14 protein-coding genes and 1 pseudogene are annotated in these 15,528 nt (G+C 68.6%); 8 read left to right on the top strand and 7 right to left on the bottom strand.

Annotated features, from left to right (window positions below):
* The 4 genes from ACK42S_RS08815 to ACK42S_RS08800 form a co-directional block, all read left to right on the top strand.
* Positions 1-221, top strand: a 221-nt coding sequence (locus ACK42S_RS08815) for a malonyl-CoA decarboxylase domain-containing protein (RefSeq protein WP_409705796.1), incomplete at its 5' end; no start/stop codon positions are given.
* A gap of 42 nt (positions 222-263) precedes the next feature.
* The gene (locus ACK42S_RS08810) at positions 264-1,256 is read left to right on the top strand and encodes a Bug family tripartite tricarboxylate transporter substrate binding protein (protein WP_409705802.1); all 993 of its coding nucleotides are present in this window, start codon (positions 264-266) and stop codon (positions 1,254-1,256) included.
* An 8-nt stretch (positions 1,257-1,264) separates the two neighbouring features.
* Positions 1,265-2,077, top strand: coding sequence for an enoyl-CoA hydratase/isomerase family protein (locus ACK42S_RS08805; protein WP_409705792.1), 813 nt, complete (start codon positions 1,265-1,267; stop codon positions 2,075-2,077).
* Positions 2,074-3,603 (top strand): malonate--CoA ligase, encoded by a 1,530-nt coding sequence (locus ACK42S_RS08800; protein WP_409705789.1) that lies wholly within the window; start codon positions 2,074-2,076, stop codon positions 3,601-3,603. The genes ACK42S_RS08805 and ACK42S_RS08800 overlap by 4 nt, the downstream gene beginning before the upstream one ends.
* Positions 3,604-3,622: 19 nt before the next feature.
* Here the strand turns inward: ACK42S_RS08800 and ACK42S_RS08795 are convergent, their stop codons facing one another.
* On the bottom strand, positions 3,623-4,387 hold the full coding sequence (locus tag ACK42S_RS08795; protein ID WP_409705786.1) for a sulfite exporter TauE/SafE family protein: 765 nt from the start codon (positions 4,385-4,387) through the stop codon (positions 3,623-3,625).
* Positions 4,388-4,816: 429 nt separating this feature from the next.
* Here ACK42S_RS08795 and ACK42S_RS08790 point away from each other — a divergent pair, with 429 nt between their 5' ends.
* A complete protein-coding gene (locus ACK42S_RS08790; RefSeq protein ID WP_409705783.1) occupies positions 4,817-5,947 on the top strand; it encodes an ABC transporter substrate-binding protein in 1,131 nt (376 codons plus the stop codon).
* 45 nt (positions 5,948-5,992) lie between these two features.
* Entirely contained in the window at positions 5,993-6,985 is a 993-nt protein-coding gene (locus ACK42S_RS08785) for a Bug family tripartite tricarboxylate transporter substrate binding protein (RefSeq protein WP_409705780.1), read from the top strand.
* Position 6,986: 1 nt separating this feature from the next.
* On the opposite strand, the gene ACK42S_RS08780 is transcribed toward ACK42S_RS08785, so the two are convergent.
* The 6 genes and pseudogenes from ACK42S_RS08780 to ACK42S_RS08755 form a co-directional block, all read right to left on the bottom strand.
* Complete coding sequence (locus tag ACK42S_RS08780; RefSeq protein WP_409705799.1) at positions 6,987-8,441, bottom strand: aldehyde dehydrogenase; 1,455 nt, start codon at positions 8,439-8,441, stop codon at positions 6,987-6,989.
* 285 nt (positions 8,442-8,726) lie between these two features.
* Positions 8,727-9,239 (bottom strand): annotated as a pseudogene (locus tag ACK42S_RS08775) (ABC transporter ATP-binding protein); the annotation flags it as partial.
* A complete protein-coding gene (locus ACK42S_RS08770) occupies positions 9,236-9,982 on the bottom strand; it encodes an ABC transporter ATP-binding protein (RefSeq protein WP_409705777.1) in 747 nt (248 codons plus the stop codon). The gene ACK42S_RS08770 and the pseudogene ACK42S_RS08775, both read right to left, overlap by 4 nt.
* Positions 9,975-10,937: a branched-chain amino acid ABC transporter permease gene (locus ACK42S_RS08765; protein ID WP_409705774.1), complete on the bottom strand. Its 963-nt coding sequence runs from the start codon at positions 10,935-10,937 to the stop codon at positions 9,975-9,977. The genes ACK42S_RS08770 and ACK42S_RS08765 overlap by 8 nt, the downstream gene beginning before the upstream one ends.
* Positions 10,934-11,809: a branched-chain amino acid ABC transporter permease gene (locus ACK42S_RS08760; RefSeq protein WP_409705771.1), complete on the bottom strand. Its 876-nt coding sequence runs from the start codon at positions 11,807-11,809 to the stop codon at positions 10,934-10,936. The genes ACK42S_RS08765 and ACK42S_RS08760 overlap by 4 nt, the downstream gene beginning before the upstream one ends.
* Positions 11,810-11,818: 9 nt before the next feature.
* Positions 11,819-13,063, bottom strand: a complete 1,245-nt coding sequence (locus ACK42S_RS08755) for an amino acid ABC transporter substrate-binding protein (RefSeq protein ID WP_409705768.1) — start codon at positions 13,061-13,063, stop codon at positions 11,819-11,821.
* 218 nt (positions 13,064-13,281) lie between these two features.
* On the opposite strand from ACK42S_RS08755, the gene ACK42S_RS08750 reads away from it, so the two are divergent.
* Both ACK42S_RS08750 and ACK42S_RS08745 read left to right on the top strand, forming a co-directional pair.
* Entirely contained in the window at positions 13,282-14,247 is a 966-nt protein-coding gene (locus tag ACK42S_RS08750; RefSeq protein WP_409705765.1) for a helix-turn-helix domain-containing protein, read from the top strand.
* 82 nt (positions 14,248-14,329) lie between these two features.
* Positions 14,330-15,528, top strand: a 1,199-nt coding sequence (locus tag ACK42S_RS08745) for a mannose-1-phosphate guanylyltransferase/mannose-6-phosphate isomerase (RefSeq protein WP_409705762.1), incomplete at its 3' end; no start/stop codon positions are given.

Below are 15,528 nucleotides of genomic sequence, written 5' to 3'. Positions count from 1 at the left end.
CGGTGACGCCGCGCGGCGATCCGGTGGCCAAATTCCACTTGGGCAATGGCGCGCGCCTGGAGCGACTGAACTGGGCCGGCGACTTGTCGCGCAAGGGTCTGAAGCAATCGCTGGGCTTGATGGTCAACTACCTCTACGATCTGCGCCACATCGAAGACCATCACGAGCGTTTCGTCCATGGCGAGGTGGTGGCTTCGCGAGCCCTGCAGCGCCTGATTTGATGACACAACAACCGTCTTGACGAAGGAGACAAGACCATGACCATGCTTTCTCGACGCAAGAGCCTGCGCGCCGTGGCGGCCGCAGCGGCCCTGGCTGCCACGGGCCTGGCCGCCCCCTGGGCCTGTGCCCAGGGCGCCTGGCCGAGCAAGCCGGTGACGATCATCGTGCCTTTCCCGGCCGGCGGCGGCACCGACGCGTTCGCGCGCCCGCTGTCGGCGGCCTTGACCAAGCACCTGGGCCAACAGGTCTTGATCGACAACAAGGCCGGCGCGGGCGGTACCGTGGGCGCGGGCATTGCCGCGCGCGCCGCGCCCGACGGCTACACCTTCTTCATGGGCGGCTCGCATCATGCGATCGCGCCTTCGGTGTATCCCAAGCTGGACTACGACATCGAGAAAGACTTCGTGCCCGTGGGCCTGGTGTCCAATGTGCCGCAAGTGATCGTGGTGCATCCGGGCAAGGTGGCGGCCAACACCCTGCCCGAGCTGCTGGCCGATTTGCGCGCCAACCCGGGCAAGCGCAATTACGGCTCGGCCGGCAATGGCTCCTCGCACCACCTGGCCGGTGAGTTGTTCAAGATCCAGAGCAAAACCTTCATCACGCACATCCCCTATCGCGGCGCCGGCCCGATGCTGCAAGACCTGATCGCCGGGCAGGTCGATATGGCCTTCGACGGGCTGGGCTCGTCGGCTGCACACATCCGCAGCGGACGCATCAAACCCATTGCCGTGGCCGCACCGAAGCGCGCGGCCGCCTTCCCCGAGGTGCCGACCACGGTGGAGGCCGGTTTGCCCGACTATGTCGTGTCCACCTGGTACGCGCTGTGGGCGCCCAAGGGCACGCCCAAGGACGTGGTCGACAAGATGGCTGCGGCGATGAAGGCGGTGATGAACACCCCCGAGCTCAAGCAAGCGTGGACCAACATGGGCACCGAAACGCCGGATCTCTATGGCGAGGCCTTCGCCAAATTCGTCCACAGCGAAATCAAGCGCTGGGCCGCAGTGGTGAAAGCCTCGGGCGCCAAGCTCGACTGAAGCGGCGCATGAGCGGGCGCATCCTCGTCAGCCCCCATTCCGATCTGCCGGGTGTGCAGGTGGTGGAGCTGGCCAACCCGGGCAAGCTCAATGCCATCAGCGTGGGCATGTGGGAGGCCTTGCGCGAGGTGTTCGTGCACTGGCACCAGCGCGAGCCTGGCCTGCGCGCCGTGGTGGTGCGCGGGGCGGGCGGTGTGTTTGCCGCCGGGGCCGACATCGACGAGCTGCCGGGCTTTCGCTTCGAGGTGGACAGCTTGCAGCACTTCCACGAGCACATCGTGGCGCCAGCCCTGCAGGCGATGCTCGACTGCGAGGTGCCCCTGGTGGCGCAGATCGACGGCGTGTGCGTGGGCGGCGGCCTAGAAATCGCCGCTTGCTGCGACATCCGCATTGCCGGGCGCAGCTCGCGCTTTGGGGCGCCCATCGGCCGCCTGGGCTTTCCGATGGCGCCCGACGAGCTGGCCGTGCTCAGCCGGGTGCTCGATGCGGGCACTGCGGCCGAGATTCTGCTGGAGGGCCGGCTGCTCGATGCGGCCACGGCCTTGCAGCGAGGCCTCGTGCAGCGGGTGGTGGACGATGCCGAGGTGGGCCTCGAGGCCACCGCCACTGCGCGGCGCATCGCAGCCCTGGCCCCGCATGCCGCCCGCCTAAACAAGCGCACGATGCGCCAGATCGCGCTGGGCCGCCCCTTCGATGCGGCCTGGCGGCGCGAACACTTCAGCTACGCTTCCCACCCTGACCACCGAGAAGGCGTGATGGCCTTCATCGACCGGCGCGAGCCCCAGTTCACCGGATCCTCGAACCCCGTCACCCCACCATGAACAACCACAACCTGTTCGCGGCCCTGCGCGCGGCCTTCCCGACCCAGCTCGACGCCACGGCCATCGAAACCGACGACGGCCAGTACTACACCTGGCGCGACCTCGACCGCGGCACGGCCATGATCGCCAACCTGCTGGCCTCACTGGAGCTGCCCGAGGGCGCGCGCGTGGCGGTGCAGACCGAAAAATCGGTCGAGGCACTGATGCTGTATCTGGCCACGCTGCGCGCGGGCTACGTCTACCTGCCCCTGAACACCGCCTACCAGCACAGCGAGCTGGAGTACTTCATCGGCAACGCCGAGCCAAGCGTGGTGGTGTGCACCGGCAAGAACTTCGGCTGGGTCAGCAAGCTGGCCTTCAAAGCCGGCACGAGGCATGTCTTCACGCTCAACGAAGACCGCACCGGCACCCTGCTGGAGCGCGCCTCGCACATGAGCGACGAGCACGAGATCGCGGTGAAGGGCGAGGACGACCTGGCCGCCATCCTCTACACCAGCGGCACCACCGGGCGCAGCAAGGGCGCGATGCTCACACACGGCAATATGCTCAGCAATGCGCTCACGCTCAAGCGCTACTGGGACTGGCAGCCCGGCGATGTGCTCGTGCATGTGCTGCCGATCTTCCACGTGCACGGCCTGTTCGTGGCGGTGCATGGCGCGCTGCTCAATGGCAGCAAGATGCTGTGGTGCGCGAAGTTCGATCCCAAACGGGTGATGGAGCTGCTGCCGCGCGCCACCGTCTTCATGGGGGTGCCCACGCTGTACGTGCGCCTGCTGGGCGAGCCCGGCTTCGGCCGCGAGACCTGCCGCCACATGCGCTTGTTCATCAGCGGCTCGGCCCCGCTGCTGCTGGAAACCTTCAACGAATTCCGCGAGCGCACCGGCCACACCATTCTCGAGCGCTACGGCATGAGCGAGACCATCATGCTCACCTCCAACCCCTGCAGGCCCGAGGATGGCGAGCGCGTGGGCGGCACCGTGGGCAAGCCGCTGCCCGGCGTGGAGGTGCGCGTGGTCGATGACAAGGGCCTGCGCTGCCCGGTGGGCGAGATCGGCAACATCGAGGTGCGCGGCCCCAATGTGTTCAAAGGCTACTGGCGCATGCCGGAAAAGACCCAGGAGGAGTTCACGCCCGATGGCTGGTTCAAGACCGGGGATGTGGGCCGCTTCGACGCGAAGGGCTATCTCACCATCGTGGGCCGCAGCAAGGACCTCATCATCAGCGGCGGCTACAACGTCTACCCGGCCGAGGTCGAGGGCTACATCAACGAGATGCCCGGCGTGGCCGAGTCGGCGGTGATCGGTGTGCCCCACCCCGACTTCGGTGAGGCCGTGGTCGCCATTGTGGTGCCCAAGCCTGGCGCCAGCCTCGACCCCGAGGCCATCATCGCGCAGTTGAAGCGCCAGATCGCCAACTTCAAGGTGCCCAAGCGCGTGTTCGTGCAGGCCGAGCTGCCGCGCAACACCATGGGCAAGGTGCAGAAGAACCTGCTGCGCCAGCAGCACCAAGACGTGTTCAAGACCTGAGCGGGCAGCGCCGGGCCCCTCAGCGGGGCCCGTAGGCGTCCCAGCCCGTCTTCAGGATCAGCGCGCCCACGACCACGATGAAGAAGACGCGCACGAAGCCGGCGCCGTGCTTGAGTGCCAGGCGCGTGCCCAGCAGGCTGCCCGCCACGTTGGCCACCGCCATCACCACCGCGTAGTGCCACCACACATGGCCTTTCCAGGCGAACAGGGCCAGGGCCGAGAGGTTGGTGGCCGTGTTCAGCAGCTTGGCGCTGGCCGAGGCGTGCAGGAAGTCGTAGCCCAGCACCCGCACGAAAAGGAAGACGAAGAAGCTGCCGGTGCCCGGGCCGAAGAAGCCGTCATACAAGCCGATGACCAGGCCGATCAGCGAGGCCAGCGCGGCTTCCGTGTGGCCGCGATGGTGGCGCATGTGGTCGCGCCCCAGGTCCTTCTTCGCCAGGGTGTAGAGGAAGACCGCGCCCAGGATGAAGGGCAGCGCCCGGCGCAGGCCCTCGGCCGAGACCTGCGTGACCGCCCAGGCCCCCAGGAGGCCGCCCAGCAGGGCCGCGAGCGCGGCCGGCAGCAGGGCCGACCACGGCAGACTCACGCGCCGGCTGTATTGCAGCGTGGCCCAGGCCGTGCCCCACACCGAAGCACCCTTGTTGGTGCCAAACAGCGTGGCCGGGGCCGCGCCGGGAAACACGCCGAACAGGGCCGGCACCAGGATGAGGCCGCCACCGCCGACGATGGCATCGACAAAACCGGCCAGCAGCGAGGCCAGCGTGACCACGAGGAATTCGAGCATGGATGGCGTGGGCGAGCCCCAAAACAAAGGGCGCCGGCTTGTGGCCGGCGCCCTCGAATTGTGACATTCCTTGTGCGCGTCACAGAGTCTGTTCGTGTGCTTCTCTGTGTCTCCTCAGTCCCCCGCCGTGCGCAGCACCGCGGCCCCCGGGGCCCAGTCTGCAGCGAGTACGGCGACTGTAAGAAAAGCCCGTGGGCGGTGCACTAGGGGTTTACCTGCACAAATATGGAGCAGACCCCGGAAAACCCGTGGTTCGCGCCAACCCTGCGCCCCGCGAATGAAGGGGGCATCGAGCGGTGAATCTGCGGCATCCGTCACGCTCGACATGACAATCCCGGATATGAACGGCCGTGCACTTCAGTGACACTTTGATACATCGACGGGCCAGCCGGCCCATCATGGTGCACGATGTTCGAGAAGGAGACCTGCATGACACCCTTTCGTACCACCCGACGCCGACTGGTCCTGGGCGCGGCCGCAGCCGTGGGCGGCGCCTGGGCCTGGCCTGCCGGGGCGCAAGAGGGCGACATCGTCGTGGGGCAGAGCGCACCGCAGACCGGCCCAGTGGCCATGGCCTTCCAGCCTCCGCTGGCCGGCGAGCGGCTGGCCATCGAGGAGATCAACCGCAAGGGCGGCATCAACGGTCGGCGCATCCGCCTGGTGTTGCTGGACGATGCCTACGACACCCAGCGCACCGTCGAGAACGTGCGCCAGCTCGTCGAGCAGGAGAAGGTGGTGGCCCTCACCGGCCTGGGCAGCACGGCCGGTGTGGCGGCCATCTTGCCGTACATCGCGGAAAAGCGCGTGCCACTGGTGGGCATCTACACCGGCGCGCATGTGCTGCGGCTGCGCCACCATCCCTACCTGTTCACCTCGCAGGCGAGCTTCAAGGACGAAGTGGAGCACCAGCTGCGCACGCTGGTCACGCTGAAGATGGACCGCATCGGCGTGGCCTTCCAGGACAACGAATTCGGCAAGCTGATGATGCCGGTGGTGGAAGCCGCAACCAAAGAGCTGGGCGCCACGCTCGTGGCCTCGGCCCCGCTGGCCATCGACGGCAGCACCTCGGCGCAAGCGGTGAGCACGTTGTCGCAGGCCCGGCCCATGGCCGTGTTGCTGATCGCCGTGGGCCCCTCGGTGGTGGGTTTCGTCAAAGCCGCCAAGGCCGGGCTGAACGTGCCGATCTACAGCCTGTCGGTGGCGGCCAGCGCGGTGCCGGCCTTGGGCGCCGACGCGCGCGGCCTGGCAATGACGCAAGTCGTGCCCTATCCCTGGCGCTTGGTCCACCCGATGGCGCGCGACTTCAACCGCGAAGCTGCAGCCGCCGATGTGCCAGTGAACTACAACAGCTACGGGGGCTACCTGGGCGCGCGCTTCCTCATCGAAGCCTTGCGTCGGGCGGCTCCGAACATCACCCCCGAGAACATCGTGCGGGCGATCCAGGGCATCCGCGGCTGGGACCTGGGGGGCAACCCGCTGAACTTCAGCCCCACGAACCACCACGGCTCGAACTGGGTGGAGATCACCATCGTCGGCCCCGATGGTCGGTTCATGCGCTGATCTCTTACAGTGGGTGGTGCCCACCCCCTTTTGTTGGAGTTTCGCATGCCGATCTTTCTCTCCCTAAAGCCTGCGCGCCGCTGGGTTCGGGCGGCGCTGTCGGTGGCCGTGCTGGCGGCCGCCGGCCTGGCCCATGCCCAGTCTCAGCCGCCGATCAAGCTGCTGGTGGGCTTTCCGGCCGGCGGCGGCACCGATGCCATCGCCCGCACCCTGGCCGACCGCCTGAAGGAGCACCTGGGCCGAGCGGTGCTGGTGGAGAACAAGCCCGGCGCCGGCGGTCAGATCGCGGCGCAGACGCTCAAGGCCTCGCCACCGGACGGCAGCACCCTTTTCATCTCGCACGACCACACGATCACCATCTTGCCCATGGTGGTGAAGAACCCCGGCTACGACTCGGCGCGTGACTTCGTGCCGGTGGCTGGTTTCGCCACCTTCGTGAACGCCTTTGCGCTGTCGGCCGGCACGCCGGCCAAGAGCGTCGATGAGTACGTGGCCTGGGTGAAGTCGCAGGGCCAGGGCAAGGCGAGCATCGGCGTGCCCGCGCCGGCATCCACGCCGGAGTTCCTGGTCAAGGTGATGGGCGAGCGCTATGGTCTCGACCTCGTGAGCGTGCCCTACCGTGGCAGTGCGCCGATGATCGGCGACATGCTGGGCAACCAGATCGCCGCCGGCACCGGCTCGGTGCCCGACTTCATCGAGCACCACAAAGCCGGCAAGCTGCGCGTGGTGGCGGTGCTGGGCGGCCAGCGCCAAGCCGTGCTGCCCGATGTGCCCACCTTCTCGGAGCTGGGCCTCAAGGGCCTGGAAGCCCCGCCCTACTACGGCCTCTTCGCGCCGGCGGGCACGCCCCAGCCGGTGCTCGAGCAACTCGCCCAGGCGCTGGCCAAGACCATCGCCGAGCCGCAGGTGAAGCAACGCCTGACCGGCTGGGGCCTGGACGTGGGCTTCATGAGCGGGCCGCAACTGGCCCAGCGTGAGGCCGCCTACCGCCAGGTCTGGGCCGAGATCATCCGCAAGACGGGCTTCCAGCCTCAGTGAGTCAGAAGGGATAGTGGCGGGGTGCCGTCTGCACCGTGATCCAGCGCAGCTCGGTGAACTCCGCCACCCCCGCCTTGCCGCCGAAGCGGCCATAGCCGCTGGCTTTGACGCCGCCGAAGGGCATCTGGGCCTCGTCGTGCACGGTGGGGCCGTTGACGTGGCAGATGCCCGACTCGATGCGCCGTGCCACCTGCAGGGCGCGAGCGATGTCACGGCCGAACACGGCCGCCGACAGGCCATACTCGTTGTCGTTCGCGCAGGCGATGGCTTCCTCGACGCCCTTCACGCGCACGATGCACTTCACCGGGCCAAAGGTTTCCTCGCGGTAGATCCTCATCTCCGGGCTCACGCGGTCGAGCAGCGTGGCCGGCATCAGCGTGTTCTCGGCCTTGCCGCCGCACAGCAGCCTGGCGCCCTTGGCCAGCGCGTCGTCGATGAGGGCGTTGCAATGCTCCACCGTGCCCATGCCGATCACCGAGCCCAGCACCACCGGGTCGCTCTTGCGCGGGTCGCCCAGCGGCAGGCCCTTGGCCTTGGCAACGAGCTTGTCGATGTAGGCATCGGCGATCTTCTCGTCCACGATGATGCGCTCGGTGCTCATGCAGATCTGGCCGGAGTTGGCGAAGGCGCCGAAGGCGGTGGCGTTCACGGCGTCGTCCAGGTCGGCATCGTCGAGCACCACGATGGGGGCCTTGCCGCCCAGCTCCAGCACCACCGGCTTGAGGTACTTGGCACAGGTCATCGCGATGATCTTGCCCACCTTGGTCGAGCCGGTGAAGTTCACGCGCCTGACGGCCGGGTGGGCCACCATCGCTTCCACCACGGTGCCGGCGTCGGCCGGGGCGTTGGTGATGTAGTTCACCACGCCGGGCGGAAAGCCGGCGTCTTGCAGCGCCTCGATGATGAGCTGGTGGGTGCGCGGGCAGTTCTCCGATCCTTTGAGAATGACCGTGTTGCCACAGGCCAGCGGTGTGGCGATGGCGCGCACGCCCAGGATGATGGGCGCGTTCCACGGCGCGATGCCCAGCACCACGCCAGCGGGCTGGCGCACGCCCATGGCCAGCGAGCCGGGCACGTCGGAGGGGATCACCTCGCCGGCGATCTGGGTGGTGAGCGCGGCGGCCTCACGCAGCATGCCGGCGGCCAGGAAAACGTTGAAGCCGGCCCACATGCCAGTGGCGCCGGTCTCGGCCGTGACCGCCTCGACGAACTTGGGCGTCTTGGCCTCCAGCGCATCGGCGGCCTTGAGCAGCAGCGCGCGGCGCTCGCTGGGGCCCGTCTGGCTCCAGGTCTTGAAGGCCTCGGCGGCGGCTTCCACCGCGGCCACCGCGTCGGCGGGGCTGGCCGCCGGGGCGCGCGTGGCCACGCTGCCGTCGAGCGGGTTGCGACGTTCGAAGGTGGCGCCCTTCTCGGCGGAAACGGCCAGGCCGTTGATGAGCATGGACAGGTCGGACATGGACTTCTCCTTCGTGTCGGTGGAAGAGGATGAGGAAGAGGAGGAAGCCCTCGAAGGGGCCCCCAGATAGGCCTGGCGGATCACCGTGGAGCGCGACAGCAGCGTGGCCGGCCCGCTGGCCACTAGCACACCACGTTCGAGCACATAGCCCCGGTCGGCCACCGCCAGGGCCTTGCGCACGTTCTGTTCGACCATCAGCACCGTGGTGCCGGCATCGGCAATGCGCCGTGCGATCGCGAGCAGTTCATCGACCATGCGCGGCGCCAGGCCCAGCGACGGTTCATCGAGCATCAGCAGGCGCGGTGCGCTCATCATCGCGCGGGCCACGGCCACCATCTGCTGCTCGCCGCCGCTCATCGTGCCGGCCAGCTGCTGGGCGCGTTCGGCGAGCTTGGGAAAGTCCTGGAAGGCTTGGGCCAGGCGCCGCGCGCGCTCGGCTTTGTCCGCCAGCCAGCCGCCGAGTTCGAGGTTCTCGGTCACGGTCATCTGCGCAAAAAGCTGGCGGCCCTCGGGCACCAGGCTCAGGCCGCGGCGCACGATCTCGTCGGGCCTGTCCGCGGGCAGGGCCTCGTCGTCGAGCAACACTTCGCCGGTGCGCGCAATGAGCCCCGCAATCGCCTTGAGCAGCGTGGTCTTGCCGGCGCCGTTGGGGCCCAGGATCACGGTGAGGCCAGGCCTGGCTTCGAGATTCAGGTCGCGCAGCACCAGGAAGCCGCCGTAGCCGGCGCTCAGGCCCCGCACCTTCAGGTGGGCCAGCTTGCGGCCCGCGCCCAGGGCGTGTGCGATGTCGTTCTTCATGCGACTGCCTCGGCCATCTCATCCCCCAGATACGCCTCGATCACCTCGGGGTTGCGCACCACCTCGGCCGGCGTGCCGTCGGCGAGCCGCTTGCCCTGGTGCAGCACCAGCACCCGCTCGACATGGCGCAACAGCGTGGTCACCGCGTGTTCGATCCACACCACGGTGAGGTTCAGATCGTCGCGCAGCCGGCGGATGAGTTGCGCCATGTTCTCCACCTCAGCCTCGGTGAGGCCGGCGGCCACCTCGTCGAGCAGCAGCAGGCGCGGCCGGGTGGCCAGGGCCATGCCGATTTCCAGCAGCCGCTGCTGCGAGGGCGTGAGCGCCGCCGCCGGCAGCGCGGCCTGGGCTGACAGGCCGATCACGTCGAGGATGCGGCTCGCATCTTTCAGCAACCCCGAGGCGCTGCGGTGGCGGCCGGCAAACTCCAGCCCGAAGTCGATGTTGGCGGTCACCGGCAGTTCGGCAAACACCCGGGGGGTCTGGAAGGTGCGCGCGATGCCGTGCCGCGCATAGGCATGCGGTTTGGCGCCGGTGAGGTCATGGCCCTGGGCGATCAGCCGTCCGCGGGTGGGCGCGATCACGCCCGAGATCGCGTTGAAGAAGGTGGTCTTGCCCGCGCCGTTGGGCCCGATGATGCCCACCAGCTCCCCGGCATGGAAACTCGCATCGACCTGGTCCACGGCCACCAGGCCACCAAAGCGCACGGTGACGCCGCGGGCTTCGAGCAGCAGTTCAGCCATGGCGCTGCTCCTTCCACCACCCGCGGCTGTTCCGCCACCAGCCCCCGAAGGTGCTCCAGCGCAGCGAGGCCAGGCCCCCGGGCAGGTAGAGCACGCACAGGATGAGCAGCAGGCCCAGCGACATCATGTAGAGCTGCGGCAGCTGCAGGCGCAGGGTCTCGGCCAGCAGGCTGAAGACGATGGCGGCGATCAGCGGCCCCCACAGCGTGGCCGCCCCGCCGATGAGCGCCATGAGCACCGTCTGGAAGCCGATGAAGGGGTTGAAGACGGTGGTGGGGTCGATGTAGGTCCAGCGCACCGACATGGCCGCGCCCACCGCACCGGCGAAGGCCGCGGTCAGTGCAAAGCCGCCGATCTTGACGAGGCGGGTGTTCACGCCCAGGGTCTGGGCGCGCTGCTCGTCGGCCCCGATGCCCACCAACGCCAGGCCGAAGCGGCTGCGCCGCACGACGATGGAGGTGGCCAGCGCCAGCACTGCGAGCGCCAGCACGGTGAGGTACACCGTGTCGCCTTCGGGCACCACCACGAGCACGCGGCCCACCGTGCCGGTGACCTGCTTCTCGAAGTAGGTGATGGCGTGGCGGATGAGTTCGGTCATGCCGAAGGTGAGCACGGCGAAGTAGGTGCCCCGCAGGTGCAGCACGGCGGCACCCATCACCACGGCCATGGCCGCGGCGATGAGCGCACCCAGGCCCACGGCCGACAGCCACGAGGCCCGCTCCAGCACCAGGGCGCTGGTGTAGGCGCCGATGCCGAAGAAGGCCGCGGTGGCCAGCGACAGGTAGCGCGTGGTGCCGCAAAACAGCGCCCAGCTCGATGACAGCGCGATGTACATCAGGCAGGTGAGCGTGAGCGAGAGCACGAACTCGCTGCCGTAGTGGGGGATCGCCAGGGCCCAGCCCGTGAGGGCCAGCAGCACCAGGACGTCCTGGGTCAGAAGGGTGCGATCGTTCATTTCTTGAACAGCCCGTTCGGCCGCAGCAGCAGCACGGCGATGAACACGCTGTAGCTCAGCAGGGACTTCAGCGAGGGGTTGGTGAAGTGCATGCCCAGCGCTTCGATCACGCCCAGCAGCAAGCCGCCGGCCAGCGCCCCGCTCATGCTGCCGAAGCCGCCGAGCGTGATGACGATGAGCGCGGTGACGGTGTAGGGCTCCCCCATCGAGGGCGTGATGGCATAGGTCATCGACAGCAGGCAGCCGGCCACGCCCGACAGCCCCAGGCCGATGCCGAACATCAGCGGGTGCAGCCGCCGGGTGTCGATGCCCACGAGCTGCGCCCCGGTGGGCGACTGCATCAGCGCGCGCACGCCCTTGCCCAGCAGTGTGGTGCGCAGCCACACGATGAGCGCGCCGCTGAAGAGCAGCGCCAGGCCGAAGACCACCAGCTTGTTGACCGCAAACTGCGCGCCGCCGAGGGCCACCGGCTGGGTGAGGTAGTCGTAGCCGCGCAGGTCGCCGCCCCAGATCAGCGAGGCGAAGTTCTGCACCAGGAACATCAGGCCGAAGCACACCATCAGGCCGCGGGCCTCGAAGACATCCAGATTGGGCGAGCTGGCGGTGAGCGGGCGGAACCACAGCCGGTGCACGACCAGGCCCACGCCCATCAGCAGCGCAAAACTCACCGGCAGCATCAGCAGCGGCGAGAGGCCGAACTGCGTGTGCATCAGCCAGGTGAGGAAGGCTCCCACCATCAGGAATTCGCCGTGTGCGATGTTGAGGATGCGCATCAGCCCGTACTGCAGGTTCAGGCCGAGCGCCACCAGGGCGTAGATGCCCCCGGTGATGAGACCGGAGGCGATCAGTTCGAGCCAAGCGCCGAGGGACATGGGCGCCGCTCAGACCCAGGCCGGCTTTTGTGTGAGCAGTGGCGCGGTGGCCACGCTGCGCGGCCACACCACCTCGAACTCGCCCTTCTGCCACTGGCTCACCGTGCCCGGCGTGGCGGTGTTCTCGCTGCCGGTGAACTTCACCTTGCCGATGATGGTGTCGTGCTCGTTGAGCGCCACGTAGTCGCGGATGGCCTTGCGGTCCAGACCGACCTTGGCCACGGCCGCCTGCAGGATCTGCAGCCCGGCCCAGCAATGGCCGCTGGCCCAGCGGTCGGGTTCCTTCTGGGCGCCGAACTTGGCCACGTGGGCATCGAAATAGGCCTTGGCGCCGGGGCTGGTCTTGGGGTTCCACGAGCCCATGCCCAGCACCCCTTCGGCGCTCGGGCCCATCACGTTGCGATACAGCTGGAAGGCCGTGCCCACCGAGGCGTAGAAGAACTTCGGATTGAAGCCGATCTCCTTGCTCTGGCGGCTGGCCAGGAGGGTGTCGGGCGGGTAGGTGATGCCGATGAAGGCATCGGGGTTCTTGTCCTTGATCGAGCGCAGCACCGGCGAGAGGTCCTTCACGCCGGCGGGATAGCTCTTGTCTTCCACCAGGCTGATGCCGCTGCCTTGCAGCGCCACCTTCAGCGCGGCGTAGTTCTCCAGCCCGAAGAGGTCGTCGATGTAAATGGTGGCCGCGGTCTTCACACCATGGGCCTTGAGCATGTCCACCAGCGCGTTCATCATCGGCGCGGGCTGCTGCAGCAGCAGGAAGAAGTAAGGCAGCTTCATCTCCACCAGGCGGCGCGACAGGGCCGTGGGCGCGAGGAAGGGATAGCCCATGCGGTTGGCCAGCGGGGCCACGGCGAAGTTCGCGTTGCTGCCCCAAGGCGGCAGGATGAGGTCCACCTTGTCGCTGCCCATCAGCTTTTGGTAGGAGCGCACGCAGGTCTCGATGTCGCTGCGGTCGTCGGAGCTGATCAGCTCGATGGGGCGCTTTTTGCCGCCCACGTCCAGGCCGCCGGCGGCGTTGACCTGGTCGGCCCACAGCAGGTAGTTGGGCTCCTGGCTGACCTGCGCGCCCGGGGTCCAGGGGCCGGTGCGGGCAATGGCATAGCCGATGCGCACGGGGCCGGACTGGGCACGCACGAGCGAGGGCGCGGCCAGGGCGGCAGCGCCCACGCCCAGGGCCTGCACGGCGCTGCGTCGGCTCATGGACGTGGCAGCAGCCGGGCAGCGGCGCGAGGGGCGGCGGTCGGACGAGGTCATGGCAGTCTCCTTCTCGGTGGTGCTGGCGGGACGGTGCACGGGCAGCGGGTCGGGGCGATGGTAGGAAGACGTCCGGACGGCTGCTTTGCCGTGCATGCACTGCCGTTTGACGATCCGTGCACACCCCCTGGGGATTTACCCGGGCTATCGGCCCGATAGGCTTTTCCTCGGGTGCCGGGGCTCGAATAATGAGCAGCCCCCGCCCCAGGAGCCGCACGATGCACACCGCTGTGATGAACACCGAAGAAGTCGCGCCACGCGAGCGCGTGCCGTTCTGGTCGGACTGGATCAGCCGGCTCTTTGGTGGCCTGGAGTCCGATGTCTATGGCGACACCGACTTCGACGGCCGCATGGTCAGCGCCCATGCCGGCGCGGTCATCCTCACCCGGCTGGAGGCCAACCGCCACCGGGTCATGCGCTCGCGCGAGAAGATCCGCGCCAGCGACAACGGCTACCTCAAGATCGTGGCGCCCTTCACAGGTTGCGCTGGTGTCGAGCAGAAGGGCCGGCTGGCCTGGGTCACGCCGGGGCAATGGAGCATTTACGACACCACCGAGACCTATGCGGTGGCCAACCCGGTGCGCGTGGAGCACCTCATCGTGATGGTGCCCAAGGCTCACCTGGTCGAGCGCGGGCTGGTGCTGGACGAGCTGATGGCGCGCCGCCTGGGTGCCAGCGGCGGGGTGGCCCGCCTGGCGCTGGAGACCATGCGCAGCGTCTACCGCGAGCTGCCGGGCATGCACGACGAGGCGGCGCGCGCCGCGGGCGATGCCATCACCCAGTTCGTGCACCTGTCGCTGCTGGAGCTGGCCGGGCGGGCGACGGCGATGTCGCAACGCGAGGCCCTGCGCGAGCGCATCAAACACGTGGTGGCGACCCGCCTGGGCGACCCGGGGTTGAGCGTGGATGCCATCGCCGCCGCCTTGAACTGCAGCCGCCGCCACCTGTACAACGCCTTCTCGGACGAAGCCGAGGGTGTGGCCGGCTACATCCTGCGCGAGCGCCTGGAGGCCTGCCGGCGCGAGCTGCGAGGCCCGACACGCCGCTCAGTCACCGAGATCGCGCTGGCCCATGGCTTTGCCAATCTGGCGCATTTCAGCCGGGTGTTCAAGTCGCGCTACGGCATGCCGCCGCGCGACTACCGCGAGCACACCCGCCACCTGCTGGGCGAGGCCACGCCCTGAGGGCGAGGCATCCCGCGATGGCGGGGGTGACAGCGCCGGCCCGAGGCGGTCCAATGCGGGCCGTTCCTGCTATCGTGCGTCCATGCAGATCCAGCCTGTCATTCTGTGCGGCGGCTCGGGCACCCGCCTGTGGCCGGCCTCGCGAGAGCATCACCCCAAGCAGCTCCTGACTCTGCTGGGAGACGACTCCCTGCTCCAGGCCACGGCCCGGCGGCTCGAAGGGCTGGACGGGCTGAGCGCCCTGCCGGCGCTGGTGGTGGCCAACGAGGAATACCGCTTCGTCATCGCCGAGCAACTGCGCCAGGTGGGCCAGGACGCGCGCATCGTGCTCGAGCCTGTGGGGCGCAACACCGCGCCCGCCCTCACGCTGGCGGCCCTGGTGGCCCTGGCCGACGGTGACGATCCCCTGCTGCTGGTGATGCCCTCGGATCACGTGGTGCGCGACGTGAGCGCCTTCGGACAGGCCGTGACCGAGGGCGCGCACCCGGCCCGGCAGGGCGCCTTCGTCACCTTTGGCGTGATGCCCGACCGGCCCGAGACCGGCTATGGCTACATCCGTGCCGGGCAGCGCTACGCGAGCGAGGGCCGCGCCTGCCGCATCGAGGCCTTCGTCGAGAAACCCGATGCCGACACGGCCGCCGCCTATGTGGCCAGCGGCGAATACCTCTGGAACGCCGGCATCTTCCTGCTGCGGGCCTCGGCCTGGCGGGCCGCGGTGCAGCGGCTGGCGCCCGCGATCCTGGCGGCCTGCGAGCAGGCCCTGGCGCGCTCGCGCCGCGATCTCGACTTCCTGCGGGTGGACCGGTCGGCCTTCGAGGCCTGCCCTGCCGACTCCATCGACTATGCCGTGATGGAAAAGCTCGCCGCCCACCCCGAGCTCGGGGCCGGTGTCGTGGTGCCGATGAGCGTGGGCTGGTCCGACGTCGGCGCCTGGGACGCCTTGTGGGCCGTGGCTGACAAGGACGAGGCCGGCAATTGGGTGCGCGGCCAGGCGGTGCTCGAGGACACACGCAACAGCCTGGTGATGGCCGGCTCGCGTCTGGTGGCCACCGTGGGCCTGAACGACGTGGTCGTCGTCGAGACACCCGATGCCGTGCTCGTGGCCGGCAAGGCCCACACCCAGTCGGTGAAGAAGATCGTCGAGCGGCTGCGCCGCAACGGCGAGCAGCAGGCCCTGCAGCACCGCAAGGTCTACCGGCCCTGGGGCTGGTACGACGCGATCGACGCCGGCGAGCGCTTCCAGGTCAAGCGCATCGTCGTCAACCCGGGCGCGCGGCTGAG

The sequence above is a fragment of the Caldimonas sp. genome, from assembly GCF_046289365.1.
Classification (GTDB): Bacteria; Pseudomonadota; Gammaproteobacteria; order Burkholderiales; family Burkholderiaceae_C; genus Caldimonas.
The sequence above is the reverse complement of the archived record's forward strand: the minus strand, read 5'-3'. Positions and strand labels throughout refer to the sequence as shown.

Coding starts and splice junctions, on each gene's coding strand:
- ACK42S_RS08810 (WP_409705802.1), top strand. CDS start 264: ATGCTTTCTCGACGCAAGAGCCTGCGCGCCGTGGCGGCCGCAGCGGCC.
- ACK42S_RS08805 (WP_409705792.1), top strand. CDS start 1,265: ATGAGCGGGCGCATCCTCGTCAGCCCCCATTCCGATCTGCCGGGTGTG.
- ACK42S_RS08800 (WP_409705789.1), top strand. CDS start 2,074: ATGAACAACCACAACCTGTTCGCGGCCCTGCGCGCGGCCTTCCCGACC.
- ACK42S_RS08795 (WP_409705786.1), bottom strand. CDS start 4,387: ATGCTCGAATTCCTCGTGGTCACGCTGGCCTCGCTGCTGGCCGGTTTT.
- ACK42S_RS08790 (WP_409705783.1), top strand. CDS start 4,817: ATGACACCCTTTCGTACCACCCGACGCCGACTGGTCCTGGGCGCGGCC.
- ACK42S_RS08785 (WP_409705780.1), top strand. CDS start 5,993: ATGCCGATCTTTCTCTCCCTAAAGCCTGCGCGCCGCTGGGTTCGGGCG.
- ACK42S_RS08780 (WP_409705799.1), bottom strand. CDS start 8,441: ATGTCCGACCTGTCCATGCTCATCAACGGCCTGGCCGTTTCCGCCGAG.
- ACK42S_RS08770 (WP_409705777.1), bottom strand. CDS start 9,982: ATGGCTGAACTGCTGCTCGAAGCCCGCGGCGTCACCGTGCGCTTTGGT.
- ACK42S_RS08765 (WP_409705774.1), bottom strand. CDS start 10,937: ATGAACGATCGCACCCTTCTGACCCAGGACGTCCTGGTGCTGCTGGCC.
- ACK42S_RS08760 (WP_409705771.1), bottom strand. CDS start 11,809: ATGTCCCTCGGCGCTTGGCTCGAACTGATCGCCTCCGGTCTCATCACC.
- ACK42S_RS08755 (WP_409705768.1), bottom strand. CDS start 13,063: ATGACCTCGTCCGACCGCCGCCCCTCGCGCCGCTGCCCGGCTGCTGCC.
- ACK42S_RS08750 (WP_409705765.1), top strand. CDS start 13,282: ATGCACACCGCTGTGATGAACACCGAAGAAGTCGCGCCACGCGAGCGC.